The sequence below is a fragment of the Pontibacter harenae genome (genome assembly GCF_020907245.1).
GTDB lineage: Bacteria > Bacteroidota > Bacteroidia > Cytophagales > Hymenobacteraceae > Pontibacter > Pontibacter harenae.
Genome location: NZ_JAJJWH010000014.1, coordinates 1 through 25,500 on the forward strand (window position 1 = coordinate 1; position 25,500 = coordinate 25,500).

21 protein-coding genes are annotated in these 25,500 nt (G+C 45.9%); 6 read left to right on the top strand and 15 right to left on the bottom strand.

Annotated elements, in window-relative coordinates:
- Positions 1-120: 120 nt before the first annotated feature.
- Positions 121-3,006, bottom strand: a complete 2,886-nt coding sequence (locus LN893_RS09175) for a leucine--tRNA ligase (RefSeq protein WP_229969520.1) — start codon at positions 3,004-3,006, stop codon at positions 121-123.
- A gap of 382 nt (positions 3,007-3,388) precedes the next feature.
- On the opposite strand from LN893_RS09175, the gene LN893_RS09180 reads away from it, so the two are divergent.
- A complete protein-coding gene (locus LN893_RS09180; RefSeq protein ID WP_229969521.1) occupies positions 3,389-4,045 on the top strand; it encodes a DsbA family protein in 657 nt (218 codons plus the stop codon).
- Positions 4,046-4,059: 14 nt separating this feature from the next.
- Here the strand turns inward: LN893_RS09180 and LN893_RS09185 are convergent, their stop codons facing one another.
- A complete protein-coding gene (locus LN893_RS09185; protein ID WP_229969522.1) occupies positions 4,060-4,791 on the bottom strand; it encodes a spheroidene monooxygenase in 732 nt (243 codons plus the stop codon).
- 214 nt (positions 4,792-5,005) lie between these two features.
- A complete protein-coding gene (locus LN893_RS09190; protein WP_229969523.1) occupies positions 5,006-5,506 on the bottom strand; it encodes a pyridoxamine 5'-phosphate oxidase family protein in 501 nt (166 codons plus the stop codon).
- 138 nt (positions 5,507-5,644) lie between these two features.
- Between LN893_RS09190 and LN893_RS09195 the strand changes: the two genes are divergently transcribed.
- Positions 5,645-6,229, top strand: a complete 585-nt coding sequence (locus tag LN893_RS09195) for an acyl carrier protein phosphodiesterase (RefSeq protein ID WP_229969524.1) — start codon at positions 5,645-5,647, stop codon at positions 6,227-6,229.
- Positions 6,230-6,476: 247 nt separating this feature from the next.
- On the opposite strand, the gene LN893_RS09200 is transcribed toward LN893_RS09195, so the two are convergent.
- The 8 genes from LN893_RS09200 to LN893_RS09235 all read right to left on the bottom strand — a co-directional run bounded on the left by LN893_RS09200 (position 6,477) and on the right by LN893_RS09235 (position 15,944).
- Positions 6,477-6,989 carry an FKBP-type peptidyl-prolyl cis-trans isomerase gene (locus LN893_RS09200; protein ID WP_229969525.1) on the bottom strand — a complete coding sequence of 171 codons (513 nt, stop codon included), beginning with the start codon at positions 6,987-6,989 and terminating at the stop codon, positions 6,477-6,479.
- A 135-nt stretch (positions 6,990-7,124) separates the two neighbouring features.
- A complete protein-coding gene (locus LN893_RS09205; protein ID WP_229969526.1) occupies positions 7,125-9,068 on the bottom strand; it encodes an AAA domain-containing protein in 1,944 nt (647 codons plus the stop codon).
- 167 nt (positions 9,069-9,235) lie between these two features.
- Positions 9,236-9,838, bottom strand: coding sequence for a hypothetical protein (locus tag LN893_RS09210; RefSeq protein ID WP_229969527.1), 603 nt, complete (start codon positions 9,836-9,838; stop codon positions 9,236-9,238).
- A gap of 63 nt (positions 9,839-9,901) precedes the next feature.
- Positions 9,902-12,157: an efflux RND transporter permease subunit gene (locus tag LN893_RS09215; RefSeq protein ID WP_229969528.1), complete on the bottom strand. Its 2,256-nt coding sequence runs from the start codon at positions 12,155-12,157 to the stop codon at positions 9,902-9,904.
- 310 nt (positions 12,158-12,467) lie between these two features.
- On the bottom strand, positions 12,468-12,857 hold the full coding sequence (locus LN893_RS09220) for a hypothetical protein (protein ID WP_229969529.1): 390 nt from the start codon (positions 12,855-12,857) through the stop codon (positions 12,468-12,470).
- A 14-nt stretch (positions 12,858-12,871) separates the two neighbouring features.
- The gene (locus LN893_RS09225; protein ID WP_229969530.1) at positions 12,872-13,879 is read right to left on the bottom strand and encodes an IS4 family transposase; all 1,008 of its coding nucleotides are present in this window, start codon (positions 13,877-13,879) and stop codon (positions 12,872-12,874) included.
- A 461-nt stretch (positions 13,880-14,340) separates the two neighbouring features.
- Positions 14,341-15,468, bottom strand: a complete 1,128-nt coding sequence (gene dprA, locus LN893_RS09230; RefSeq protein ID WP_369427668.1) for a DNA-processing protein DprA — start codon at positions 15,466-15,468, stop codon at positions 14,341-14,343.
- A gap of 128 nt (positions 15,469-15,596) precedes the next feature.
- On the bottom strand, positions 15,597-15,944 hold the full coding sequence (locus LN893_RS09235; protein ID WP_229969531.1) for a MerR family transcriptional regulator: 348 nt from the start codon (positions 15,942-15,944) through the stop codon (positions 15,597-15,599).
- Positions 15,945-16,144: 200 nt separating this feature from the next.
- Between LN893_RS09235 and alaS the strand changes: the two genes are divergently transcribed.
- Genes alaS through LN893_RS09250 form a run of 3 tightly spaced genes read left to right on the top strand, consistent with a single transcriptional unit; the run spans position 16,145 to position 21,376 of the window.
- A complete protein-coding gene (gene alaS / locus LN893_RS09240; protein ID WP_229969532.1) occupies positions 16,145-18,781 on the top strand; it encodes an alanine--tRNA ligase in 2,637 nt (878 codons plus the stop codon).
- Positions 18,782-18,796: 15 nt separating this feature from the next.
- A complete protein-coding gene (gene gatB / locus LN893_RS09245) occupies positions 18,797-20,254 on the top strand; it encodes an Asp-tRNA(Asn)/Glu-tRNA(Gln) amidotransferase subunit GatB (RefSeq protein ID WP_229969533.1) in 1,458 nt (485 codons plus the stop codon).
- 9 nt (positions 20,255-20,263) lie between these two features.
- A complete protein-coding gene (locus LN893_RS09250) occupies positions 20,264-21,376 on the top strand; it encodes a TlpA disulfide reductase family protein (protein ID WP_229969534.1) in 1,113 nt (370 codons plus the stop codon).
- Positions 21,377-21,535: 159 nt separating this feature from the next.
- Here the strand turns inward: LN893_RS09250 and LN893_RS09255 are convergent, their stop codons facing one another.
- The 3 genes from LN893_RS09255 to LN893_RS09265 all read right to left on the bottom strand — a co-directional run bounded on the left by LN893_RS09255 (position 21,536) and on the right by LN893_RS09265 (position 23,516).
- On the bottom strand, positions 21,536-22,174 hold the full coding sequence (locus LN893_RS09255; protein ID WP_229969535.1) for a hypothetical protein: 639 nt from the start codon (positions 22,172-22,174) through the stop codon (positions 21,536-21,538).
- Between the two features lie 8 nt (positions 22,175-22,182).
- Positions 22,183-22,713: an acyl-CoA thioesterase gene (locus tag LN893_RS09260; protein ID WP_229969536.1), complete on the bottom strand. Its 531-nt coding sequence runs from the start codon at positions 22,711-22,713 to the stop codon at positions 22,183-22,185.
- A gap of 149 nt (positions 22,714-22,862) precedes the next feature.
- Positions 22,863-23,516, bottom strand: coding sequence for a protein-L-isoaspartate(D-aspartate) O-methyltransferase (locus tag LN893_RS09265; protein WP_229969537.1), 654 nt, complete (start codon positions 23,514-23,516; stop codon positions 22,863-22,865).
- Positions 23,517-23,712: 196 nt separating this feature from the next.
- On the opposite strand from LN893_RS09265, the gene LN893_RS09270 reads away from it, so the two are divergent.
- Positions 23,713-24,297 carry a riboflavin synthase gene (locus tag LN893_RS09270; protein WP_229969538.1) on the top strand — a complete coding sequence of 195 codons (585 nt, stop codon included), beginning with the start codon at positions 23,713-23,715 and terminating at the stop codon, positions 24,295-24,297.
- 270 nt (positions 24,298-24,567) lie between these two features.
- Here the strand turns inward: LN893_RS09270 and LN893_RS09275 are convergent, their stop codons facing one another.
- Complete coding sequence (locus LN893_RS09275) at positions 24,568-25,500, bottom strand: DUF4249 family protein (RefSeq protein WP_229969539.1); 933 nt, start codon at positions 25,498-25,500, stop codon at positions 24,568-24,570.

Here is a 25,500-nt window from a genome sequence, read left to right on the forward strand (position 1 = left end):
ATTGAAATATGGAAATGACACAGTTTAAATTACACTCCCTACTTAGTGCTTTATTTAAAACCAAAAGCCGCCAAGCATAAACTTGAACGGCTTCTGGTTTAGTTAGTAAGATGGAGCTATTTATACTACCACATTTATTATTTTGTTTGGCACAATAATAATTTTCTTCGGCGGCTTTCCATCAAAAAATTTGGTTACCTGCTCATCAGCTAACACGGCTTTCTCAATTTCTTCACGTGGAGTATCCGTAGCAAAAGTCAATTTAGCACGCATTTTACCGTTCACTGATACAGGATATTCAAACGTATTCTCTACCAGATACTCCTCGTTCCATACTGGGAAAGAAGCATAACTGATGCTTTCGCTGTAGCCCAGCTTCTCCCAAAGCTCCTCGGTAATGTGCGGTGCGTAAGGTGAAAGTATAACAGTAAGCGGCTCCAGTATGGCGCGTTTATTACACTTCAGCTGTGTCAGTTCGTTTGCACAGATCATGAAAGTTGAAACCGAAGTATTAAAAGAGAAGCGCTCGATATCTTCCTCCACTTTCTTTATCGTCTTGTGCAGCGACTTCAGTTCAGCAGCTGTAGGAGCCTCATCAGACACAGCAAAGTTGCCGTTTTTATCGTGGAATAGGTTCCAGAAACGCTTTAGGAACTTATGTACACCATCCATGCCGTTGGTATTCCATGGCTTGAACTGCTCCAGTGGTCCCAGGAACATCTCGTACATGCGCAGCGTATCAGCGCCTTGTCGCTCTACAATGTCATCAGGATTTACCACATTGTACTTCGACTTCGACATCTTTTCAATCTCAACACCGCAAATGTATTTGCCGTCTTCAAGTATAAATTCAGCCTCAGCGTTCTCCTGTCTCCAACTTTTAAAGGCTTCCATGTCTAGCACATCATTTTCTACTATGTTCACGTCCACGTGCAGCCTTGTAAAGTACTCATCTAATGGATGTATAGAGTACTTACCTTCTGTAACAAGATTTGATGCTTCCTTATTAAGTTGTGAAATTGCTCCTAGAGAATCATGTAATTCATGAGCCTTTTCTTTAGCTTTATTAAGAGAATAATATTTAGGTTGGGTTTTCTCAGATGACTTGTATCTATACACAAAGTTAGAGCGGCCCTGGATCATGCCCTGGTTGATGAGCTTTTTGAACGGTTCTTGTTCAGGCACTAGTCCCATATCAAACATAAACTTGTTCCAGAAGCGGGAGTAGAGCAGGTGACCCGTAGCGTGCTCCGAACCACCAATGTATAGGTCCACGTTGCGCCAATAGTTTACAATGTCTTCTGCAGCAAAGGCCTCGTCGTTTTTAGGGTCCATGTAGCGGTACCAGTACCAGCTGGAGCCTGCCCAACCTGGCATGGTGCTCAGCTCATATTCATACTGTCCGTTATACTTCCAGTCCACGGCACGGCCTAGCGGCGGCTCTCCTGTTTCGGTTGGCAGGTAAGCATCGATCTTTGGCAGCTCTAACGGCAATTCACTTTCTTCCAGCAGGTGTGGAATCCTATCTTTAAAGTATACAGGCACAGGCTCACCCCAATAACGTTGGCGGCTGAACACTGCATCGCGCATTCTATAGTTGATTCTTGCCTTGCCCAGTTTATTTTCTTCTAAAAACTTCACCAGTACAGGCAACGCTTCCTGATATGTAAGGCCGTTTACGATGCCAGAGTTAATGTAGTGCCCTTCTTTCGTATTGTCTGCTTGTGTATCGATGTCTTTCTGTGCATCTGAAACAGGTACAATAGGCAGGTTGAAATGCTTGGCAAAGTTCCAGTCGCGCTGGTCGCCAGAAGGAACGGCCATTACAGCACCCGTACCGTAACCAGCCAACACGTAATCGGCAATGTAAATAGGAATACGCTCGTTGTTAAAAGGATTAATGGCGTAAGAACCTGTAAAGGCTCCCGAAACTGTTTTCACATCCGTCATACGCTCGCGCTCTGAACGGTTCTTGGCTACCGACACATATTCTTCTACTGTCGCACGTTGTTCATCGGTAGTAAACTGCTCCACCAACTCGTGCTCAGGCGCCAGCACCAGGAACGTTACGCCGTAAACGGTATCAATACGCGTGGTGAATACCTTTATCTTCTCATCAGAATTTTCTACTGGGAAAGCCATTTCAGCACCGACAGATTTGCCGATCCAGTTGCGTTGCATTTCCTTAATTGGCTCAGGCCAATCTATGGTATCCAGTCCTTGCAGCAGACGTTCGGAATAGGCCGTGATGCGCATCATCCATTGGCGCATACGCTTCCGCTCTACAGGGTATCCGCCACGCTCCGATACACCGCCTACCACTTCGTCGTTGGCCAATACTGTACCTAGGGCTGGGCACCAGTTCACGATGGCCTCAGCCACATACGTTAATCTATACTTCAGTAATATCTCCGATTTCTGATGCTCGTTATAATTCTGCCAATCATGAGAAGAGAAAGCAGCCGTATCTTCGTCGCAGGCAGCGTTTACTTTCTCGTTTCCGCTTTGCTCGAATACGCGCACAAGCGCATCAATCGGTTCTGCTTTGTCGGTGCTGTAGTTATAGTAGCTGTTAAACAGCTGCATGAAAATCCACTGCGTCCACTTATAGTAGCTAGGCTCGGACGTACGGATTTCACGCTCCCAATCAAACGAGAAGCCGATGTTTTTGAGCTGCTCTACATAGCGCTTGATGTTCTGCTCTGTGGTAATGGCTGGGTGCTGCCCAGTCTGGATGGCATATTGTTCGGCTGGCAAACCGAAGGCATCGAAGCCCATCGGGTGCAGCACATTATAGCCTTGCAGCCTTTTGTAGCGGCTCACGATGTCAGAGGCGATGTAGCCTAGCGGGTGTCCCACGTGCAAACCTGCTCCCGAAGGATAAGGGAACATGTCGAGGGCGTAGTATTTAGGTTTCTCACTTTTTGCTTCGGCTTTAAACGTCTGGTTCTCTTCCCAGTAACGCTGCCATTTTTTCTCAATCTGATTGAAGTTATATTCTGACATCTTTATCTGAAGGTCGTGTTTCTGTGTTAAACCGCTAAGTTAAGCTAAAAAGACAAAAGTTTTAAGAGAGATTTTTACGACGCACGTAGCACGTATCAAGTATTAGAATTTGTTTATGACTATACAGTCCTATACATACCGCCAGTTTAGTCGAAGCGGTAACTGGTGGTGTTACATGGGCCAAGTCTGTGACTTGCGGATGAGATAATGGCAGGTAACGCAAGTTCTAAATTTGCCCTTGTACAGCCACAAGTAGCATTAATGCTAAACCTGCGACAAATAATAAGTTCTCAGATTTTAAGAGCTAGCAAAATCTGAACACAAACATACAGGGCAGGAAATTTACTATGATTGCCTTATCTTTACGTTTCAGATAGGAACTATGTCTCAGGAAAACAATGAACAGGCAAAAAAGCCGCAGTTGGTATACGTAATGGATCCGATGTGCTCATGGTGCTATGGGTTTGCACCCGTGATGCAACGCGTAGCCGAGGAGTATAAAGGTCAGTTGGAGCTGAAGCTGGTGATGGGAGGTTTAAGGCCTGGCTCAAGCACAGAACTGGACGAGCAGTATAAGCGGACACTGCGACATCATTGGCAGGAGGTGGAGCAGATCACTGATCAGCCTTTCAGTTACAAATTACTCGACGAAGGTTTTATCTATGATTCTGAACCAGCTTGCAGGGCTGTCGTAACGATGCGCTATATGAAGCCTGAGGCAGAGTTTGCTTTTGCGGAAGCTCTGCAGAAAGCATTCTATGCTTATGGGAAAGATATAAATAAAACAGAGGTATTGGCTAATGTAGCCTTAGGCTTTGATGTAGAACTGGAGGTTTTTATTGCCAGCTTTGTATCGGAAGAGGCAAAGGAAAAAACAGCACAAGACTTTATGATTGCGCACCAGTTGCAGGCCAATGCTTTTCCTAGTTTGTACCTGCTCAGTCCGAAAAAACTATTTTTGTTGAACCGTGGCTACCGCATGTATGAAGCAGTGCAGATGCGCTTGCAGGAGGCTTTAGATGGTTTAGAGCAACTATAAAATTGTAGCAACTCCTATTGCAGAACCTCCCGTAGCGGATCAACACCATTCCAGGTACCGCTGCTATTCATTGGTATAAAGCGAGCAAAGAGTTCTTCGCTGTACCAATTCTCTGCTCGGGTGCGGCGTATTACCTCCTGGTGCAGCGGATGTTTGTAGACATAGCTTTTCATTGCCTCCACAGATTCCCAGACACTAAAGGTAGCCTGACGAATTAAAGGTAATTCCCCCAAACCGATAGAGCAAAGCAAGCCTTCGGCACTTTCTAAAGCGGTACTGGTGCGAGGCACAAATCGCCAGAAGCTGGGCAAAGCCAGCCAATTTATACTTGCTCGCGTTATCACGGCTACAGGACCAGCCGATGGTGAAGCATCAAGAACAGGATTAAAGGGGTTCTGCCTATCCCAAAATCCATGTGACTGCAGCGGAAGCAATTTTACAGTCCATATTTCAACAGTATGCTGCTTATATTCTTGTATCAGCTCTGAGTTTTGAAGAAAAGCATCGGCGGCAGCTTCGCTTTCCCACGTGCACATCAGGCCGTAGCGCCTGAAGTTAGGCTTAATACTGAAACCCTTGCCATGCCCACTTCCCAGCAGTTTATAAAAAAGTAGTCCTGGCACCTTCGCCAGTTTCGGCACAGATGTCCCCATCTGCGCTAATCCCCATCGTATGTGCCCGTTGCGGATGCCGAACAAAGTAAGGGTGGTGAGGCGTGCTTGATAAGTTAGGGCAGCATTTTTCAAAGTGAGGTTTGAAATAGAGGGTGACTATATACAAGCGCTAGTTTTTTGCAGACTTAGTGCTTACCCTTGCTGCGTGGTTTCACCAGCAACGGCAGTTTATTACGTGATAAAGTCAGCTAAAAATTTATGCTGTACACTAAAAAAGCACCTGCCATCTTGTATGGCAGGTGCTTTGTAAGGAATCAGTCGTTTCAATTCCTTTCAATCAAATTAGTTATAGGTTTATTTTCTTGTTATCTCCTGGATGTGCGGGCTCTCCAGTAATGGCAGCTTTTACCATTCCATATAAATGTACTACCGCGCTGTTTGGCGCATCCCAGTATTCTGCTTTGTCAATCGTCACTTTTATCAGCCCAACATTCGGATCTTCTTTTCCTTCAGGAAACCAGGCTTTGAGGGCAGGATTCCAAAGTTCATCAATCTTTGCTTTATCTTTGGTTAATGTTGCTCTACCCGAAACCGAAATGTAAGTTTGGTCGCTTGTGTTGGCAAAGCTAAGATTAACATGTGAATCGTGTTTCAACTCTTCAGACTTGCCTGAATGGTAACCTGTAAAGAACCACATTGTACCGTCTGCTTTCGTCTCAGAGGTACGCATAGGGCGACTGCGGAGGCTGCCATCCTCGTCCTGCGTCGTCATCATGGCAATGTCAATATCTTTTATCAGGTCTATTAGCTTTTGGAGGTTTTCCATCGTATTTTGATCTGTATTCATAGTTTTCTTGTTAGGTCAGTTTAAGATTACGCTGTAAAACAGCTTATGGTTTATACTTGAGATCTATCTGCTTTAGCTTATTTCCTTAAGAACAGGATAAATAAATAATTGTTTTGAACCCAATTTATACTTTTTGTTTTGAATTATCTGGCTCATGTGTTTCTTTCTGGTGATGATGAAGAGCTGCTGTTCGGGAATTTTATAGCCGATGCCGTAAAAGGCAAGCAAGGAGCTACCTACGCACCAGGTATAGCCAAAGGAATACGCCTGCACCGCCTCATCGATACCTACACCGACACACATCCTATAGTGGCTGAATCCAAAGCCCGCCTTCGACCTAAGTATAGAAAATATGCCCCTGTTGTAGCCGACATGTTTTTCGACCATTTTCTGGCTAGTCAGTTTGAGCAGTACGCGCAGGAGCCGCTAGAGCGTTATACGCAGCGGGTTTACAATATCATCAATAGCAATTCTCACCTGCTGCCTCAGCGGGTACAGCATTTTTTTCCGCATATGATGCAGCACAACTGGCTGCTTAGTTATGCCAGGGTGGAAGGAGTGGGGCAGGCTTTAACGGGCATGAGCCGAAGAGCCGCTTTTGCTTCTGGTATGGAAACAGCAGCCGAAGAGTTAGTAGAGAACTATACTTTGTATGCAGCCGATTTCGCACTATTCTTTCCAGAGTTGGTGGCTTATGTTAAGCAGTTGAGGAGTGCTCTTTAGTATGCTCTACTAATTCAGCTTCAGGAAGGAGGCACTGCAGCATTGTTTTTTGATGAAAAATCAAACTTAATTTTTATCAATCATACAGGCTGTCATTTCGAACGGTAGTGAGAAATCTGATATATAATGAAAAAGTATTCCAGATTTCTCCCGATGGTCGAAATGACAATATAATTCTCTTTAAAACAAAAAGAGCAGCTAAAAGGCTGCTCTTTTCGAAACGTATCAATAAGTAATATTCTATTTTTTAGTGATGATGGCCACCTTCGCCATGTACATGGCCGTGGTCGATTTCTTCTGGCGTGGCCTCGCGTACGTTTTCAACTTTGCCTTTAAAGTGAAGCTCTTTGCCTGCCAAAGGATGGTTGAAGTCCATAATAACTGAATCGTCTTTTACTTCTGCTACACGGCCCTGTAGCTGGTTGCCCTCGCTGTCTGCCATAGGTATAAAGTTACCTGCTTCCAGCATGTTATCAGGAACGCTGCCATCTACCTGGAAAACCTGCATCGGGAGCTCAACTACTGCATTCTCATCAATATCACCATAGCCATCATCAGAATCCAGTTTAAAATCAAAAGAGTCGCCTGTATTCAGGCCATTCAGGTTCTCCTCAAACTGGTCAGGAAGGCCGCTCATGCCATAAATAAACACCATCGGCTGCTCTTCGTTGGCAACTTCAACCAGGCTTTGCTCGCCTTTCTCGTTATCAATCCGAAGCTCGTAGGTGAGCGAAACCACTTTGTTCTTGTCGATTTTCATGACTAATAGTTATTTGAGTTTCTAGTGTGTTTTAAACTAAGGTAAGAATTTTATCTTAAGCCGCCTTGCCGAAGCTTGGATAAATTACGAGCTCGGCCACTCACACCTTTTATTTCTAATTAATCGCAGCGTGAGCTACTCCATCAATTCCGTTAGTTCCCAAACGCTGCGATAAGAGTTTATACTTTCTACATAGGTTATGAAATCAGCATAAAACGGGTGCTGACTCAGAGTGGCACTATCGCCCACAATCACCAGTTTTTTCTTAGCCCGTGTCATGGCAACGTTCATTCTTCTTATATCGGCCAAAAAGCCTATTTCGCCCAAATCGTTGCTGCGCGTCATGCTGATATAGATAATATCACGTTCCTGCCCCTGGAAACTATCTACTGTACCAACGGAAAGTTCACGTTTCAGTTTCAGTTCGTGCAGTAGGGGCGTGTGCTCCACGCGGTCCTCCAGGTAATTTATTTGGGCACGGTACGGTGCTATTACTCCTATACGCAAAGGCTCTTGTTCTTCTTCGGTTGGCGTGTAATCTTTTAGTAGGTGTACCAGGTGGTTGAGCAACAGGTTCGCTTCCTCTGGGTTAGCGGAGCTCTGGCTCTCTTCACGGTCCACTTCGTTATAGCCGCAACCCGCAGTATCCACAAACTCCACAGCCAAACCAGGCGCAAATGCTTTGCTATAATGGCTCAGGTCACTATCGTGTACACTTGCATCCGCTTTCAGTTCTCCGTGATAAAACTGTTCGTTCGAAAACTGCATAATATGGTGGTGCATGCGGTACTGTGTTTTCAGCATGACGCCTACATTTTGCTGCCGCTCAATGCATTTTTCAAATAGTGTTTTGCCAAGTCCGCCTTTTTCGGCTTCGAATGATTTTACAGTAGGAGGGAGTTGGCAGTGGTCACCTGCCAATACCACACGTTTCGCCCTCGATATTGGAATCCAGCAGGCAGGCTCTAACGCCTGAGCCGCCTCATCTATAAAGACGGTATCATACTCAAAATGACGTATGGCTCTGTTGGCAGCACCAACAAGGGTACAGGTAATTACCTGCGCATTTGACAGCACATCTTCCGAAATATATTCTTCAATCCGATCTGCTTCATCAAGTAAACGGCGGCTCTCTGACTTAAAGAACTGCCTTTGTGCTCGCTCTTCATGCCCAAACTTACGCTTAAACTGATTAGCCATGCGCTTATATTCTTCAGCGGTTTTGCGGTACTCTTTTAGGTTTTTGTAGGAGCGATGCGCCATCACCTGTGCATCCAATGTATGCTCCAGCAACACGTCCGATACCCTGGAAGGGTTGCCTATGCGTGTTACATTTACGCCTTCGTTTGCCAGCTTTTCAGTAAGTAAATCTACTGCTGTGTTTGAAGGAGCTGTAACCAACAGGCGCTTTTGCGTGAGGAGCGTTTGTAAGATAGCCTGCACCAGCGTAGTCGTTTTACCTGTGCCTGGAGGTCCATGAATAATTGCTACATCTTTTGCCTGCACAATTTTCCGTACCGCCTCATTCTGCGACTCGTTTAACGAAGAAATATCCTCCATCTGCTCATCAGTAAACTGCGGAGCCACATCGCCCAGCAAAATATCGCGCAGTTCGGCCAGCCGCGTTTTATAAGCTTCTATCACCTTTTTCATGGCAATTTCCATCTCACGGTAGCTCATCTCATCAAAAGTGAGATCAATTCCAAGCCGACCATCTTCTATCCAATCAGGGAGGTCTTCTTTGTTTGTAGCCAACAACACTTTATTGCGCCTAAGGCCAACAATAACGCCGCTTATACTTTGGCGCTCGCCGCTGTTACTGAACAAAGAGGCAGCTTTGCCTGTCTGGAAAAGGTGTAGCTGGTCGCGGTCTTTTGTACGCTCCAGTTCGATTACTACCTTATTGCCAAAGCCAAACTCTTCTTTCACAATTACCACAGGATACCAGCAGAAGCCCATTTCCTTGCGTTCGGTAATGGTGCTTTTCATGCTCTTCAGCTTATATTGCTGGCGATCTTCTTCCTGTTCAATTTTAAGCAGCTCCTGGACCTGCTTCAGTTCATACAAAATTTCACTCATGTATTTAAAATAAGAAAGGCTGGTGTTTATACGCCAGCCTTATCTTTTATGATTTTTTATTTAGACGTTATTACCCGCTAGTCATTTCGGCCAGCCATCATACGTAACAAACTTAAACTATAACTTAATTCCAGAACAAGCATGTTCTAGGGAATCTAAAGGTCAAATTACGCCTTTTTCCTGACCACTTTCTTTTTAGGCGCTACCTTCGAATTGTTCAGGCGCACCTGCAGGAATACTGCATAGAGTAGCAGTATAAATGAAACTACTGCCAGCACAGAGATTACTTTGTCCTTACCATAACGTATGTCGTCGGCACCTTTCAACTCTGCTTCCAGGTCTTTGATAATGCGTTCACGTTTCTTACTATTGGTCTGAAGGGTTTTAATCTGCCCTTTCAAATCATTTATTTGTGCATCGATGTTACGTTTATCCTCCACCGTTATTTTTACGGCACGCTGCTGGTCTACTGTCGATGCGGCTACTCTTTTAATGGTTGCTTCTTTAACAGCCGCTACCAGTTCTGTATCTTTGTTGATGATCTTTTTAAGCGTTTCGATGATGCTCATTAAGTCCTGCTTAGACTTTTTGCCCCAGAAGTTGCTGTTCTGCTGGTTCAAATACTGATATTCCATTATAAGCTGCTCGCGCTCGCTCATAATCTCCGTCAGATTATCTTCCTCTTGCTGTTTTAGTTGCTCTTGCTGCTGCGCCTGTGCCCCCAATACTGAGAGGCAAAATACTGCCATAATCAGTAGTCTATTCTTCATCGCTTCTTCCTGAAATAGTTTACAACATACAAATATGGCTAACCTTCTTCAATAAGCCACAATTTATTTTCTCTTTGGTTTGTAGAAGTACAGGATGAGCACAGGCAACAAAAACAAATCAGCCACTACGGCAAACACCAATGTAAGACTCACGAAAACACCTACATAATAGGTGGCATCGAAGGTGGAAAACAGCAAAGTCAGGAAGCCTGCTACCAGAATGCAGGAGGTGATGATGATAGCTTTTCCTGCAGAGATAAAAGTTCGTTTAATAGCATAAGGCAGTGATTTCCCAGCCATCAACTCCAGTTTCAGCTTACTCAGGAAATGTATGGTGTCATCTACGGCTATACCAAAGGCGATGGTGAAGATAATAGAAATTGAAACGGTGAGGTTAATTCCTAAATAGCCGATCATGCCGCCGATCATGAGCAGCGGAATGATATTCGGAATAAGTGAGAGCATCACCATTTTGAACGATCGGAAGATCAAACCAACAATCGCAGCGATAACCAGAAAGGCAATAAGTAAACCCTGCATCATGTTGGACACCACATACTCATTATTCTTGTCCAGCAGCAGCGCACTTCCTGTGAGCCGTGTTTGCAGCAGCTCTGGATCTATGTTCTGACTAATAAAGGAACGTAGGGAACCATTCAGCACTGTGGCTTGTGCGCTACCTACATCAGGCATTTTCCCGCTCAGGCGACCTTCCTGCGCATCAGCTGTCACCACGGCAGTTAACTCACTGCGGTTTCGGAACGCCTGGAGTTGCCGTTGTGCCTGCTGCCACTGGCGTTTGCTTTCGGGCAATTTATAGTAATCCTGCAAGCCGCCGTTCTGGGCTCTGTTTATAGTCTTTACTACAGTTGCTGGAGAAAGTATAAAGTTAAGGCCATAATCCTGTCGCAGGTATATTTCTAGTTCTTCTACTTCTTGCAGTACCTTAGGCTCATACATTGTATGTCCTGGCGCAGCAATCAGGTGCAGTTCAAAAGGCCTCACACCTGAAAACCGTTGATCGAAATACTGGAAATCTTTTATGATAGGATCATCGTCTCCTAAATCTTCCAGCATGGTAGTATCAATCCTGATGAATAAAATACCAATGAGGGAAACTAGAACAAAAAGGCCGCTGCAACCAATTATAAGTTTAGGGTAACGCAGCACAAAACTCAGCATACGGCGCAGCAGGATGGGCCAAGAGAATATAGTACGTTTGGGAGCTTTAGGAGTAGGTTTTTTGAGTAGCAGCAGGATAGCTGGAAGAACTGTAAAGGAAAGGACATAAGCCAGACCGATAGCTATTGCTGTGTATAAGCCAAATTCGCGAATGGGTACAATGGCCGTTGTTAGCAGCGTCAGGAAACCTATGGATGTCGTGAAGGAGGTCAGAAAAGTTGCCAATCCTACTTCTTTCAGGGTAATTTTCAGGGCCTTGATTTTTTCTGTGCCCTGGCCTATTTCTGTCAGGTAACGCGAGATAATATGAACTACATCCGACATTCCCACCACGAACAATATAGTTGGGAGTAAAACGGTCATTATATCAAGGGGCTTATGGAAAATGCCCATTACACCCATGCCCCAGAGTATGGAAAGCAATACTACCACCAGCGGTACCAGCACGCCCCAAAGCGTTCGGAAAGAAATCCAGAGAAATACAATAACCAGCACAATGGAGGCACTCATAAAAATAGCAAGCTCTATTTTCATCTTCTCCACAAACACCGACTGCGCCAGCGCCTTTCCCGCCATGTGGTGCTGTGTCAGTTCTAACTCCGCCAGCCTTTGCTTCATAGCCACGACTAATGTATCGCTGGCTTCTTTTGATAAGTTATCTGTTGTTTGGATGAAAAGTGAAACGGCTGTGGCATCTTCAGAAAACAAAGTGCCTACTAATTCCCTATTCTGATAAATCTGCAGAGAGTCATGCGCATAACGAGCGGGCTCCTCCAGATGCAGGTATGGGATTTCGAAATAGCCGAAATGCTCTATTACAGGACTTTTTACGGTAGTAGGAGAGAGCACCGCTGTTACATCCAGCTGTCGCTGCAGAAAAGAAGTCAGGCTATCCACCTTCACCAGGAACTCCTGCTCAAAGACACTTCCGTCGTTATCGAGTCCGATGAGGATGTAATCGTTGTCGTTGCCGAACTTATCGCGGTAGCTAAAGTAGTAGGCCAGGTCTGGATCGCCTTTGGGAAAGAAGTTATCAAAGTTATAGTCGAAGCGAAGGCGAGAGGCAAAATAGAGACTTGCTGCTGTAAACACTCCGATCAGCAGGAGCACGAGGTAACTTAGGTTGCGGTAGTTCAAGGGCTTTAGTTAGTGATGCAGATACTTTAGGAGCTGCAAGTGTTGTCGTTACAACAAAACGCTTGTTGTGTTTGTTTAACGAAGTTAACTCATGTGGGATGAAAAGGCTAGTTTGAATCTGCTTTTGCAATGAGTTTTAATTCTAAATGTGAATGCTTGTTATGATATTTGAAGCTTATATCTATTTGCAGGCTTTTCGCCTCGCCAGCTGGGCCTTACTTTTCTCCTTGATGAGATTAACCACCCCGCCTACGGCACCCCTCCTTGAAAAACTAGTTCTTACACATAACTTTTTTTGTAAATGCGATAATCAGTTCCTGGCCAAGAGGTATCCCTGAAACTGCTGATTGAAGGCCGCTAGTCCCCATGCCATTGTCCTGTTGCCTGCTTTTCCCTGGCTGTTGAGTCCTTTCCACCCACCTAATCGTCCGATGACCCAGGCTGCATAAGCCATGGTGCCTTCGGCGAATGGATTTCGCTGCTTTTGAGTCTTACCCTCCAGCTTCCGGCACAGCAGAGCCATAAACACCAGTTCCTGTCGGGTAAAAGCCAGGCAGGCTGCTTTGTCCTCCCGCTCCCTGCCCTCCTTGAGCTGAATGATCTGCAAACCAGCCTGCAGGGCAAGGGCGGCCATCACTTTCAAGGCTCTGCCGCTCTCCAGCCTGCTTTCCTCCAGCTTCATGCCCTGTGACTTGACCATGGCTAACAGCTCTTCTATTCTCCAGCGCAGGCTGTAGTAGTAGAGGCACTGCACTGCCTGCCCGAGCCCGGCATGCTGGTGACAAGCTGCCAGCAGATGGCTTGCTCTCCCTTCGGGGCGCTGGAGGGCTTCTCTCTGGCCTCTACCACGTACACCTGCGTGTGCGTCTTTGCCCCCGTGCCGTTCATGGGGCTTGCTATCTCCAGCCGCGTGTACCTTACCTGCAGCTCGGCCACCCGCTCCTTGCGCTGCCCGCTTTTACGCACGGCTAATGAAGCGGCCTCTGCCGGGCACAGCCCGAGTTGCTGCGACATCTTGGGTGTCTGGTCACTGCCCTGGTAAAGCAAACGGTCCCGGCACAGGCGCACCAGCACATCGCTCTTCCCGTCAGGCAGCCGGTGGAAGAGCTCGTAGATGTCAGCCTCCCGGTCAGCCACAAAGAGCACGTAAGCGGCATCGCTCAGCTTCTGCCTGCTGCTTTGGGCGCATTCGAGCCAGCGGTAGCTTTCCTTCTCCTCCAGGGCAAGCTCTTTGTACCTGCGCTCGTGCTTGTCGGGCTGGCCCCATCGGCGGTTGAAGAGCAGCAGCTCCGAGAGGCCCAGCGGAAAACCGTCCTCCATGTCCAGGCACAGGCTCGGGTGCATGAAAAAGCCGGCGTGCGTGCCCTTGGTTAAAGGGCCTATGTCCGGGTCTTTGGAGGAAAGGGCACCGCTGTGGCTGGTGAAGTTGGCCTCTGAGGTGTCCTGGATGCAAAGAATGCGTTTGCCGGCACAGCTCCAGTTGCCCGTAAGCCGTTCCCGCACTTGCTCATAGCTTACGTGGTGGTTGTTCATAAGTCGATACGCTCCTGTCATGGCGGCCCTGTCGGGACAGCAGCGGTGCAGAACCGCACTCTTTGCATCCAGCATGGCTCTGTAAACCTGCTCACACCTCACCTCCAGCCGACGGTCCACAAAAGCTCCCGCAAACATGCCTGCCTCAACCTTCATACTCCCTTTTCTGAAAATCAGGTTAATACCCAATGCTATAGTTCCCCCTTTTTAAAAAAAGATGTGTGTAAGAACTAGTTGAAAAAAGGAGGGGAGTGCAAAAGAATTAAGACGATTTTGAATAGAGGGCCCCTTCCCCCACTCGCTGAAGGCCTAAACAAAAAATCGTCATTAGTGCACCTCGTTAAGGCTCTTGCTCTGTAGTCGAGAAAAGAAATTTCTTGTTTCGATTAACTATCAGATTAGTGTTCTAGCGGAAGAAGATGATTATTTTTTGATGATAGAAGAAAAAAGCGTTCCCAGTTTTTCCATGAGGCGCCTCGAGAGTTTCTGGTGCCGCGCGAGCGGCAGCCGTTAGGCAGGAAACGAAAGCAGCGCTGAAGGGGAAAACGAGTCCTCGCGGACTTGGAGCGCACCAAAACAAACCATAAAACTATAGGTGAGCAAAACTGAGGATAAACAGCCGCTACGAAAGCTAAAACTCATAAAGCAATTTACTTTACCAGCACAAAACGCTTCCCTGGCATTTGCCTCACAATTCCTCTAAACTCCAAACCCAGCAAAACGGAAGAAAGCTGATTGACTGGTATCTGTGTTTTCCAGCTCAAGTTATCAATTAACTCTTCTTTGCTTTGTTGCAACAGCTCTACTACTTTATACTCGTCAGGCGTAAAATCGACAGGATTGTAGGCTGATACTTTAGTAGCAGCTTTTGCAGCGGCTTCATCCTGCAAATCCCAGTTCAGCAGCTCCACCAGGTCCTGCACCGAAGTATACGCAGCGGCTTTATTTGACTTGATCAGATAGTTTGTGCCTTCCGAAACGATAGAAGTGATATTGCCTGGCACGGCCATGACATCTCTGTCGTAGCTATGGGCAATATCAGCGGTAATCAAAGCTCCTCCTTTTATGGCGCCCTCCACTACGATGGTACTGTCGGCTAGGGCAGCAATTATGCGATTACGGGCAGGAAAACGTGGGGCATCTGGTTTGGTGCCGAAAGGATTCTCAGTGAGCAAGCCGCCCTGCGTAATCATGCGCTCTGCATATTTCTTATGAGCAGCTGGATAAACAGCATCTGCCCCGGTAGCCATCACACCTATTGTTGGTAAACCAGCTTGTAAAGCTGCCCGATGTGCGAATATGTCAATACCATAAGCCAGACCACTGACAATCGTGGCTCCGTAAGGCTTGATATCTTCTACAATGCGTTCTGTCACCATGCGGCCATAGTCGGTGGCGTTGCGGGTACCCACTATGCTGATCATCCGACGCGTGTTCAGGTTAGCGTTGCCCAGCATATAAAGCAAAACAGGCGCATCAGCAACGGTTTTAAGTCGATCTGGGTAGCTTGGACTGGTATAGAAGAGCACCTTTACATGCTGGTCTTCCGCTTGCTTGGCTATTTTTTCTGCCTTTCGTAAAGCCTCGGAAGCTCCATTCAGTATACCAATTGCCGTTTTCTCTCCAACACCTGGAATTTTTAGTAGTTTATCCTTTCTTGCCTGAAACACAGCTTCAGGAGAACCACAGTAACTCACTAACATACGCACCGTTATGGCACCTATGTTAGGTAATTGAGTAAGAGCAATCTCATATATTTTCTGATCTTCCGCCATCATTGAAGCCTACGTAGTGGCTTATGCTATTCAAACAACTAGAAAGAGTCTATTTGTGAAACAAAGCAGGATATCCATGAATAGAAGCTTTTCTTATTTGTGATTTTTAATTCTTAAATCGGGGTAGCCATCTACGGCTTAGTATTCAGTTGCTCTTTAATACCTTGCAGAAATGCTTTTACTTTCTCCAGCGATTCGATAATCTCAATTTTATCTTTTGTCTGAACCGATTTGTTTTTCAGCATTTCTTTAGCGCCCTGTATGGTATAGCCGCGCTCTTTTACCAGGTGATACACTGAACGAAGTGTTTCAATATCTTTGGGTGTATACTGGCGGTTACCACTCTTGCTCTTTTTCGGCTTCAGTTGCTCAAACTCTGTTTCCCAGAAGCGAATAAGCGACGGTGCCACATCAAACATGGCGGCTACCTCGCCAATAGAATAGTATTGCTTCTCGATTTCTCTTTCTTTATAAGGCATAGGTCTAGTCTGTTTAGGATAGAAACACCATGAAATTTAACCCCGATACTACTGAATCCACATAAAATATGCTACTTTTGCCATAAATGCTTTCTTCAGTAAAGGGCATGTAAGTGTGTTTCTGAAAGGCAAAAATTCTATATTTTTTGTTCTTAAACAAGCAGTATAGAGACAAGTATATAAAAGCTTAATAATCATAGATGAACTCAGCTGAGATTAGACAGAAGTTTCTCGATTTCTTCGCTTCCAAGCAGCACCAGGTGGTGCCTTCCGCACCCATTGTGGTGAAAGATGACCCTACGTTGATGTTTACCAACGCAGGTATGAACCAGTTTAAAGATTTCTTTTTGGGCACTAAACCCGCCCCTTATAGACGCGCTGTAGACACTCAAAAATGTCTGCGCGTGAGTGGCAAGCACAACGACTTAGAGGAAGTAGGTTATGACACTTACCACCATACTATGTTTGAAATGCTGGGCAACTGGTCTTTTGGTGACTATTTTAAGAAAGATGCACTGGAGTGGGCGTGGGAACTGCTGACGGAAGTATATGGACTACCGAAAGACAGGCTATACGTTTCTGTTTTCCAGGGCGACGAGAAAGACAATCTCAGCAAAGACCAGGATGCATACGACATCTGGAAAACCATGATCTCAGAAGACCGCATTTTGTTCGGATCTAAAAAAGATAACTTCTGGGAAATGGGCGATTCTGGTCCCTGCGGTCCTTGCTCAGAAATTCATATTGATCTTCGTACAGAAGAAGAAATTGCGCAGGTGCCTGGCAAAGACCTGGTGAACAACGACCATCCGCAGGTGGTGGAGATCTGGAACAACGTATTCATGGAGTTTAACCGACTGGCTGATGGCTCGCTGGTAAAACTGCCTGCACAGCACGTAGATACAGGTATGGGATTCGAGCGTTTATGTATGGCTATCCAAGGCAAGCGCTCCAATTATGACACTGATGTATTCCAGCCGCTGATACAGTTTGTAGCGCAGGAAGCAGGGGTAAAATATGGCGACGATGAGAAAACAGATATTGCTATTCGTGTCATCTCAGATCATATTCGCGCCATAGCCTTTGCTATTGCTGACGGACAGTTGCCATCAAACAACAAGGCTGGTTACGTAATTCGCCGTATCCTGCGTCGTGCTGTACGTTACGGATTTACTTTCCTTGATTTTAAAAAGCCTTTCCTATACAAGTTAACCGAAGTGCTGGCTGATCAGCTGGCGCACGTATTCCCTGAGCTGAAACAGCAGTTAGGTTTTGTGCAGCGTGTAATTGAGGAGGAAGAGAATGCTTTCCTACGCACGCTGGATAATGGCCTGCAAAGGTTGGGTGCGCTTAAAGACAAGTTAAAAGAGAACAACAATACCATCGACGGCAAAACCGCCTTTGAACTTTACGATACGTTTGGTTTCCCGCTGGACCTGACAGCGCTAATTGCACGCGAGAAAGGGTTGAAAGTAGACGAAGCTGGTTTTGATGTGGAGATGGAGCAACAGAAGAACCGCTCTCGCAACGCTTCAGCCAGCGAGCAAAGCGACTGGACAATCCTGCAACCTGACGCATCAACCGAGTTTATCGGCTACGACTGCGATACTTCTGAATCGTATATCGTGCGTTACCGCCAAGTGAAGACAAAGAGTAAGAGTGAATATCATATCGTTTTAGATAAAACTCCTTTTTATGCTGAAAGTGGCGGACAGATAGGTGACACAGGTTTCCTTATCTCGGATGCAGAGCAAATTGAGGTGTTGGACACGAAAAAAGAAAACGATCTAATCATCCACATCACAACTAAATTGCCACAAAATGTGGAGGCGGCTTTCCGAAGTGAAGTGGATGCAGCGCGTCGTAACCTGATCCGTAAGAACCACTCGGCTACACACTTACTGCATGCTGCTTTAAGAAAAGTATTAGGCGAGCACGTACAGCAGCGCGGCTCTTTAGTGAGTGAAAAAATCCTGCGCTTCGACTTTTCTCATTTTGCTAAAGTAGAGGAGGCGCAACTGCGCGAGGTGGAGCAAATCGTGAACGAACGCATTCGTGAAAGTATTCCTTTAGATGAGCAGCGCAATGTGCCGATTGCTCAGGCAAAAGAAATGGGAGCTACGGCTTTGTTTGGTGAGAAATACGGCGAATTTGTTCGTGTCATCACTTTTGGCCGCGACCATTCCGTTGAGCTTTGCGGCGGTACACACGTGCTGAACACAGGCAATATCGGCTACTTCAAAATTATTTCTGAAAGCTCCGTAGCTGCTGGTGTTCGTCGTATAGAAGCTATCACAGCTGGAGCCGCTGAAGAATACACGCAGCAACAGTTGAACGAACTGCAGGCAGTGCGCGAGGTGCTGGGCACGCAAAGCAATGTGTCTGGTGCGGTACAGAAGCTGCAGGAAGAGAACAAGGCATTGCAAAAGCAACTGGAGCAGTTCGAGCTAAAGCAACTGAGCAGCCTGAAAGATGAACTGGTGCAAAAGGTGCAACCACTGGATGGAGTGAATTTTTTAGCCGAGAAAGTTGATGTAAGTACAGCCGATTATCTGAAAAAACTGGCTTTTGATATGCGCCAGGTAGTGGACAATTTAGTACTTGTACTTGCTGCTGAAATTGATGGTAAACCCCAAATTGCCGTGATGCTTTCCGATAATTTAGTTTCTAACAAAAAGCTGAACGCAAGCCAACTGGTGCGCGAACTGGCAAAGGAAATCAAAGGAGGCGGTGGTGGTCAGCCATTCTATGCCACAGCTGGTGGCAAGGAAACTGCAGGTTTACAAGCCGTACCTACTAAAGCTTTGGAATTAATAAAGAACTCGTTAAACGCATAAGCTGTTCTTAAACAGATGGATCAAGAGATAAGAGATAAATATCAGCCTGTTATAGGTTTAGAGGTACACGCACAGCTGCTGACGCAGAGTAAAGCTTATTCTTCAGACTCTACAGAGTATGGCATGCTGCCGAATACCAACATGAGCGTGATTACGCTGGCGCATCCTGGTACACTGCCACGCATCAATAAGCGAGTGGTGGAAATGGCAATTAAAATGGGCCTTGCTACCAACTGCGATATTACACGCTACAACGTGTATGCCCGCAAAAACTATTTCTACCCCGATCTTCCGAAGGGCTACCAGCTGACGCAGGACAAGACGCCTATTTGTACGGGTGGTTTTCTGGTGGTGAAGAACGAAAACGGTGAAGACAGCCGCATCGGCATCACCCGTATTCACATGGAGGAAGACGCTGGTAAATCAATGCACTTGCCAGGTGAGGTAGAAACGCTGGTGGATTATAACCGTGCAGGAGTGCCACTGATCGAGATTGTATCGGAACCAGATCTGCGTGATTCTACGGAGGCTTATAACTACATGTCGGAGATGCGCCGACTCGTGCGTTACCTGGAAATCTGCGACGGTAACATGGAAGAAGGCTCTCTGCGTTGCGACGCCAACATTTCAGTGATGCTGAAAGGCGCTAAGGAATTCGGCACGAAGGTAGAAGTTAAGAATATGAACTCCTTCCGTAACGTGCAGCGCGCCATTGATCATGAGATTGAACGCCAGATCATGATTCTGGAGAGCGGCGGAACTGTAGACGGCGAGACCCGTGGTTTTGATGCAAACACAGGCACGACACATGGTCAGCGTTCTAAGGAAACCATGAATGATTACCGCTATTTCCCTGAGCCAGACCTGCCGCCATTGATCGTTGAGCAGGATTGGCTGGAAGAGATTCGTGCCACTATGCCGAGTTTACCAGGGCAACTATACAAGCGCTTTACGGAGGAGTTAGGACTACCTGAGTATGATGCAGCAGTACTGACAGATGCCAAAGAGATTGCTTTATACTTTGAAGAGCTTGTAAAGCACGCCAGCAACTACAAAGCGGCTTCTAACTGGGTAATGGGACCGGTAAAGTCTTACCTGAATGAGTTGCAGCTACACATAAAAGATTTTCCGCTTGCACCTGAACAAATTGCGCAGATAATCTCTTTAGTAGATGAGAACAAGGTGAGCCACTCGGTTGCGTCGAAACAAGTTTTCCCTTTCTTGCTGGAGCACCCTGACAAAACGGCGCAGCAGGTGGCCGAAGAGCAAAACCTGTTGCAGCAGTCAGATTCAGGAGAACTGGAGCAGATTATCAAGGAAGTAATCTCTGAGAATCCTGAGAAGGTTGCTGAGTATAAAGCTGGTAGACAAGCCCTTATAGGCATGTTTATGGGCGAGATTATGAAGAAAACCAAAGGCAAAGCCGATCCTAAAGTGGCAAACAAATTGCTACGTGAAGGCTTAAGTGCTTAATTATAAAATATGAAGTATAGAAAATTAGCAGTAATAGCTTCTGCTGTTGTTTTATTGGGTAGTTGCCAAGGCAATAAATCCGCCACCAACAGCGATAATGGTTATGTTATTCAAGGCAAATTTAATAATTCCTCCTCAGGTCAGGTATATTTGCATGAGCTGGGCTCGCAGCAGTTTGTAGCTCGCGATACGGCAGAGTTAGGCCAAGACGGTGCTTTCAAATTTGAAGGCACGGTTCAGGAACCTACTTTGTATCGCATTTCAACTGACCAACAAAATGGCCTGATGCTGGTGCTGGACAATGGCAACATTAAAGTAGAGGCCGATGCCAAAGACATGAATGGAACGGCTAAATTTGAAGGCTCGGAAGACTCAGAGTTGTTTCAGCAACTGAACAAGTTGGTAAATGAAACGCGTTTGCAGCAAATGAAGCTACAGGAGCGTTTTCAGCAGGCCCAAAATGCTGGTCAGCAGGATTCCATGATGGCAATACAGGAAGAGTATGCTTCTATTCAGAAGCAGGTGAAGCGGTTTATAGCGCAGCACCCTAACTCAATTGTTTCTGCTTTCGGTACTGCTACACTCATCGATCCAGAAAACGATTTTGCCTTTGCCGATAGCATGGCTACTTTATTAAATCAGAATCTGCCGAATTCGAAGTACACAGCCATGGTGAATGAGCGTCTGCAACCGCTGCGTAGTACTGCAGTAGGGCAGATGGCTCCGGACATTAACCTGCCAACTCCAGACGGTCAAACGAAAGCTTTGTCCTCTTTGCGCGGCAAGTATGTACTGATCGATTTCTGGGCTAGCTGGTGTGGACCGTGCCGCAAAGAGAACCCGAACGTAGTGCGTATGTACAACGAGTACAAAGATAAAGGCTTTGAAATTTACGGTGTATCGCTAGACCAATCTAGAGATAAATGGTTAAAAGCCATTGCCGACGACAAGTTAAGCTGGGTGCATGTTTCGGATTTGAAGTTCTGGCAAAGCCAAGCTGCTGAAGCTTATAACGTTACTGCTATCCCTCAAACTGTATTGATCGACCCGCAAGGAAAAATCATCGCGAAAGGTTTAAGAGGCGCGGAGCTAGAGCAAAAGCTGGCAAGCTTGCTGAAGTAGGCTTCAATAATCAATATAAAAAGCAGAAGCCCCTTCATCTTTGGAGGGGCTTCTGCTTTTTATAGGTTTTTATACCATAGCCATCTGCCGTTGTTATGTGTTCTCACCAACAACCGCAAAACATAAATATTTACAAATGGCTTAGGCAACCAGGTGCCGCTATAAAAACATCTGCTTCAGTGCATTCCACAGCTGTTTCTTGTGTTCTACATCCTTTTCGATAATGGCTAAGGATTGCGCGAATACAACAGGTACCTGACCTACCACCACAGGCTTGTAAAGCGAGAATTTCTCGTGGGGTTTATCTGTGTCGATACGGCTGGCGAAACTAATAAGGTAATTCACTTCTAATGTTTGCTGCAACTCTTCGAAACTGGCAATCGCACCAGTTTTATTGTTGACATAGGCGACATCGGTAGCGGTTAAGCCAATCGCATTCAAGATTTTTTGCAGAAAGTCCAGCTGTGGCAAAGTGCTGAATTGTTCATCAGAAACAGTAACCAAAACAGCTACACCTTTCCTGTTTTCTCCTACGATATCGAAAGCTTTTGGTGCAGCGACAGCGGCGGGCTGAGGTAATTTAGGTATAGCAGGTGTCGTTTTCTGCGCTATTGACTGTGCTGCAATTGCTTCTTTTAAAGGTTGTGGAGCTTCTACTGGAGTAGTTTCAGAGGCGGCGGCAGTTGTTTGAGGCTGGGCTACAGGTATAAGTGCTTCATCTGGAAGTAAATAAACTGTTTCTGGAATAAAATTCTTTAAAAACTCCTGGTTGAGTAAATCTGCCTGTAGCCCTGCCATCTTTCTGATTATTGTGCGTCTTCTTTTATATCGAAGATCGATCTTAACTCATTCGCTTCACTCGGCTTCATACGGCCAGCCAATACAAGGCGCAACTGACGGCGACGCAAAGCGCCTTCGTAGTGCTTAACCTCTTCTTCTGATTCAACAACTGCTTCTGGCACATCGATTGGATTGCCCAATTGGTCTACAGCCACAAAAGTAAAGTAGGCTTGGTTTGATTTTACACGTTTGCCACTCGGAATATCTTCGGCGTAAACAACAATATGCACTTCCATAGAAGAGTTGAAGGCACGGGTAACTTTAGCTTCTAAGGTTACCACGTTTCCTAACTTTATACTTTCGGAGAAGGAAACATTGTCTACAGAAGCGGTAACAACGATTCTATTGGAAAATTTTTGTGCCGAAATAGCTGATACAATGTCCATCCAATGCATCATGCGGCCGCCCATTAGGTTATTCAGGGTGTTGGTGTCGTTTGGAAGCACTAGCTCCGTCATGATAACGTAAGATTCACTAACTTTTTTTTGTTTGCGCATTATTTTGTTTGCAGTTCAGTTGTAGATGCAAAGATACGGGTATGCAGTCAAAGGATAAAATCTGAAGCTTCGCGAATTGTAAATATGGAATTAGAAATGGGTGCAATTAATAATAGGCCGCATCTATAAGAACAACTTAAACATTTAACTTAGCTATTCCAGCCTTCCTTGCCGAGTAGCGGCACGAATTTAAATTCTGTAAATTCCTCTTTAGTAAATTCCTCTTCCTCTACTCGCGTAATGCGCAGCATCTTCTGCGTTTTATCATCTCCGACAGGTATAACTAGTATACCTCCAATGGACAACTGCTTCATCAGGCTTTTAGGTACAGTAGGGGCGCCAGCCGTTACGATAATTTTATCAAACGGAGCGTAGCGAGGTAGCCCTTCGGAGCCGTCGCCGTGGAAGGTATTGGGTGTCAAACCGTAGGTTCGGAAGAAAAGAACCGCTTTTTCATAAAGAGGACGATTATACTCAATGGTATACACATTCGGCGTTATCTGCAATAAAACACAGCATTGGTAGCCAGAGCCTGTGCCAATTTCCAGCACCTTATCATTCGGCTGCAAGCGTAGCAACTCCGACTGAAAAGCAACAGTGTATGGTTGTGAGATAGTTTGACCTTCCCCGATGGGAAATGCTTTGTCCTTGTAGGCTTGCTCCACGAAGGCTTTTTCAAAAAAGAAATGCCGTGGCACAGTTTCAATGGCTGCCAATACACGTTCATCACGGATACCTTTGTCGCGCAATTGTTTTACTAGTGCACGGCGCATGCCTTTGTGCTTGTACAAGTCTGTCTGCATTTCGGATTATTCTCGGATTTAAAATTATTCTTCTCTTTTATTGTTTACTCATATTGTAACAGAGAAGTTGATTATGCGAAAATAAGCAAGTGAGGCAGAAAAAGCAGGAAATACTTCAGTTAAAATGGCAAAACCCCAAGCCTGAAGTGCAGGTGTGGGTAAAACCTCTTAATTTTGAGGGACTAAAAGAGAAACTATGTTTACAGGCATTATAGAGACAACAGGTAGAGTAGAGGCCATTAGGGCAGAAGGCACGAACAAGCATTTTACCATTTCGGCACCTTTTACAAATGAGTTAAAGATAGACCAAAGCGTTGCCCATAACGGCATCTGCCTCACGGTAGTTGATATTGCTGCCGATAAGTATACGGTAACCGCCATCGATGAAACGCTTCAGAAAACAAACCTAAACTCCGTTAAAGAAGGCGACCTGGTAAACCTGGAGCGATGCATGCAAGCCAATGGCCGCTTCGACGGGCATGTGGTGCAGGGCCACGTAGACCAGACTGCTGTCTGCGAATCAGTGGAAGACCAGAACGGCAGCTGGCTTTTCACCTTTAGATACGACGCCAGCAAAGGCAACGTAACGGTAGAAAAAGGCTCCATTTGCGTAAACGGCATCAGCTTAACGGTGGTAAACTCACAGGAAGATCGTTTCTCGGTTGCCATTATCCCCTACACATATGAGCACACCAACCTCCAGCACATCAAATCAGGAGACACAGTGAACCTGGAGTTTGATATTATTGGCAAATATGTGGCAAGACTGCTAGGGAAGTAGCGCTTTATTTTTGAATAATTGGATGAATGAAAGCAGGAGTTTTGCTACTGCCATAGGGTTAGTTGCTGTTGTTGTGCCTTCTGACCAACAACTTTGCTTTACATAAACGCTTGCCTCATAAAACCTCAAGATAAAATCTTACGGTTGGAATTCAGGTGATCTAAAGCCGTTTTAGTTGTTGGTCAGAAGGCACAACAACGGCAGGTGTTATGACAGCATGATGTAGCTGTGACTATCAAACCTTCTTCAATGCAGGCATTCAAAATTCAATTATTCAACAATCATACTGTGATACGTAACGCCATAGCCGCCCCAAATGCCGAGACCACCTTTGATGTTGGAGCCGGTAATTTTGGGTGAGCCGATAGGACTGCCATTGCTGCTACGTTCGGCTTCCAATGTGCTCCAGAAGCGGTAGTGCGGTAAATCAATAGCTGCCCACCTGATGGTGACGGTATCGCCCTTGCCGAAATAGCCTGCTGTTTCCTCGTCCAATTCTTGGCCTTGCGGAACTCCTCTGGCTAAAGGAAAGCTTAACAATGGAGCACCGTTAATAAGTTCATCGGTGAAAACAGAAGAAAGCAGGCCAGGGTAAAATGGTTCGCTGTTGCGTTTGGTGAAATAGCGTATGCTGTTGCCTAAGGTGTCTGGGTCTGCATAGCGATAAAAAAGCGAAACTAAGCTATCTTCCTGCGGATTAGGGTGCGGCTGCGTAAACAGAGAAAGGAGCGGGTTTAGCTGCGGAATGGTGGTGGTAGATGTCAGCAACTGATCTTCATATTTGATCTGCAAAAGATAGTTTTTCCCAACCTCGCCCTGTAGTTCATCTGTAGTATATGCATAAAAAACAAAGCTGCTGCCTGTCGCTAGCTGTATTGGCGGCACTGCAAACTGCTCCGACAGCAGCCGTTTCAGCTCAGGAGTAAAGGCTGCTGCTGGAACTTCCTGTAAAGTATAAACACTACCTCCAGAACGAACGACTACCTCAGCGCCATGCACAAACCTTGCTGCACGATCCTGAATGGTAGCGTTACTAAAAACAGGAACTGTACGTGTTACCACAACAATAGGGGGTGCGCCTTGCTCAATGTGCCCCTCTACCACCAGTTGCTCCTCGCCAGCGGGTAAGTCTAAGGTAACGTCATCTTCGCAACCGAAGAGCGCCATAATCAATAACAGCCAAAGTATATAGTTGCACTTCAT

Excerpts from the sequence above, each read along its gene's own strand:
- LN893_RS09260 (WP_229969536.1), bottom strand. The coding sequence starts at position 22,713 with ATGCGCAAACAAAAAAAAGTTAGTGAATCTTACGTTATCATGACGGAG.
- alaS (WP_229969532.1), top strand. The coding sequence starts at position 16,145 with ATGAACTCAGCTGAGATTAGACAGAAGTTTCTCGATTTCTTCGCTTCC.
- LN893_RS09265 (WP_229969537.1), bottom strand. The coding sequence starts at position 23,516 with ATGCAGACAGACTTGTACAAGCACAAAGGCATGCGCCGTGCACTAGTA.
- LN893_RS09200 (WP_229969525.1), bottom strand. The coding sequence starts at position 6,989 with ATGAAAATCGACAAGAACAAAGTGGTTTCGCTCACCTACGAGCTTCGG.
- gatB (WP_229969533.1), top strand. The coding sequence starts at position 18,797 with ATGGATCAAGAGATAAGAGATAAATATCAGCCTGTTATAGGTTTAGAG.
- LN893_RS09275 (WP_229969539.1), bottom strand. The coding sequence starts at position 25,500 with ATGAAGTGCAACTATATACTTTGGCTGTTATTGATTATGGCGCTCTTC.
- LN893_RS09220 (WP_229969529.1), bottom strand. The coding sequence starts at position 12,857 with ATGGTCAAGTCACAGGGCATGAAGCTGGAGGAAAGCAGGCTGGAGAGC.
- LN893_RS09175 (WP_229969520.1), bottom strand. The coding sequence starts at position 3,006 with ATGTCAGAATATAACTTCAATCAGATTGAGAAAAAATGGCAGCGTTAC.
- LN893_RS09210 (WP_229969527.1), bottom strand. The coding sequence starts at position 9,838 with ATGAAGAATAGACTACTGATTATGGCAGTATTTTGCCTCTCAGTATTG.
- LN893_RS09235 (WP_229969531.1), bottom strand. The coding sequence starts at position 15,944 with ATGCCTTATAAAGAAAGAGAAATCGAGAAGCAATACTATTCTATTGGC.
- LN893_RS09190 (WP_229969523.1), bottom strand. The coding sequence starts at position 5,506 with ATGAATACAGATCAAAATACGATGGAAAACCTCCAAAAGCTAATAGAC.
- LN893_RS09180 (WP_229969521.1), top strand. The coding sequence starts at position 3,389 with ATGTCTCAGGAAAACAATGAACAGGCAAAAAAGCCGCAGTTGGTATAC.
- LN893_RS09205 (WP_229969526.1), bottom strand. The coding sequence starts at position 9,068 with ATGAGTGAAATTTTGTATGAACTGAAGCAGGTCCAGGAGCTGCTTAAA.
- dprA (WP_369427668.1), bottom strand. The coding sequence starts at position 15,468 with ATGATGGCGGAAGATCAGAAAATATATGAGATTGCTCTTACTCAATTA.
- LN893_RS09270 (WP_229969538.1), top strand. The coding sequence starts at position 23,713 with ATGTTTACAGGCATTATAGAGACAACAGGTAGAGTAGAGGCCATTAGG.
- LN893_RS09250 (WP_229969534.1), top strand. The coding sequence starts at position 20,264 with ATGAAGTATAGAAAATTAGCAGTAATAGCTTCTGCTGTTGTTTTATTG.
- LN893_RS09255 (WP_229969535.1), bottom strand. The coding sequence starts at position 22,174 with ATGGCAGGGCTACAGGCAGATTTACTCAACCAGGAGTTTTTAAAGAAT.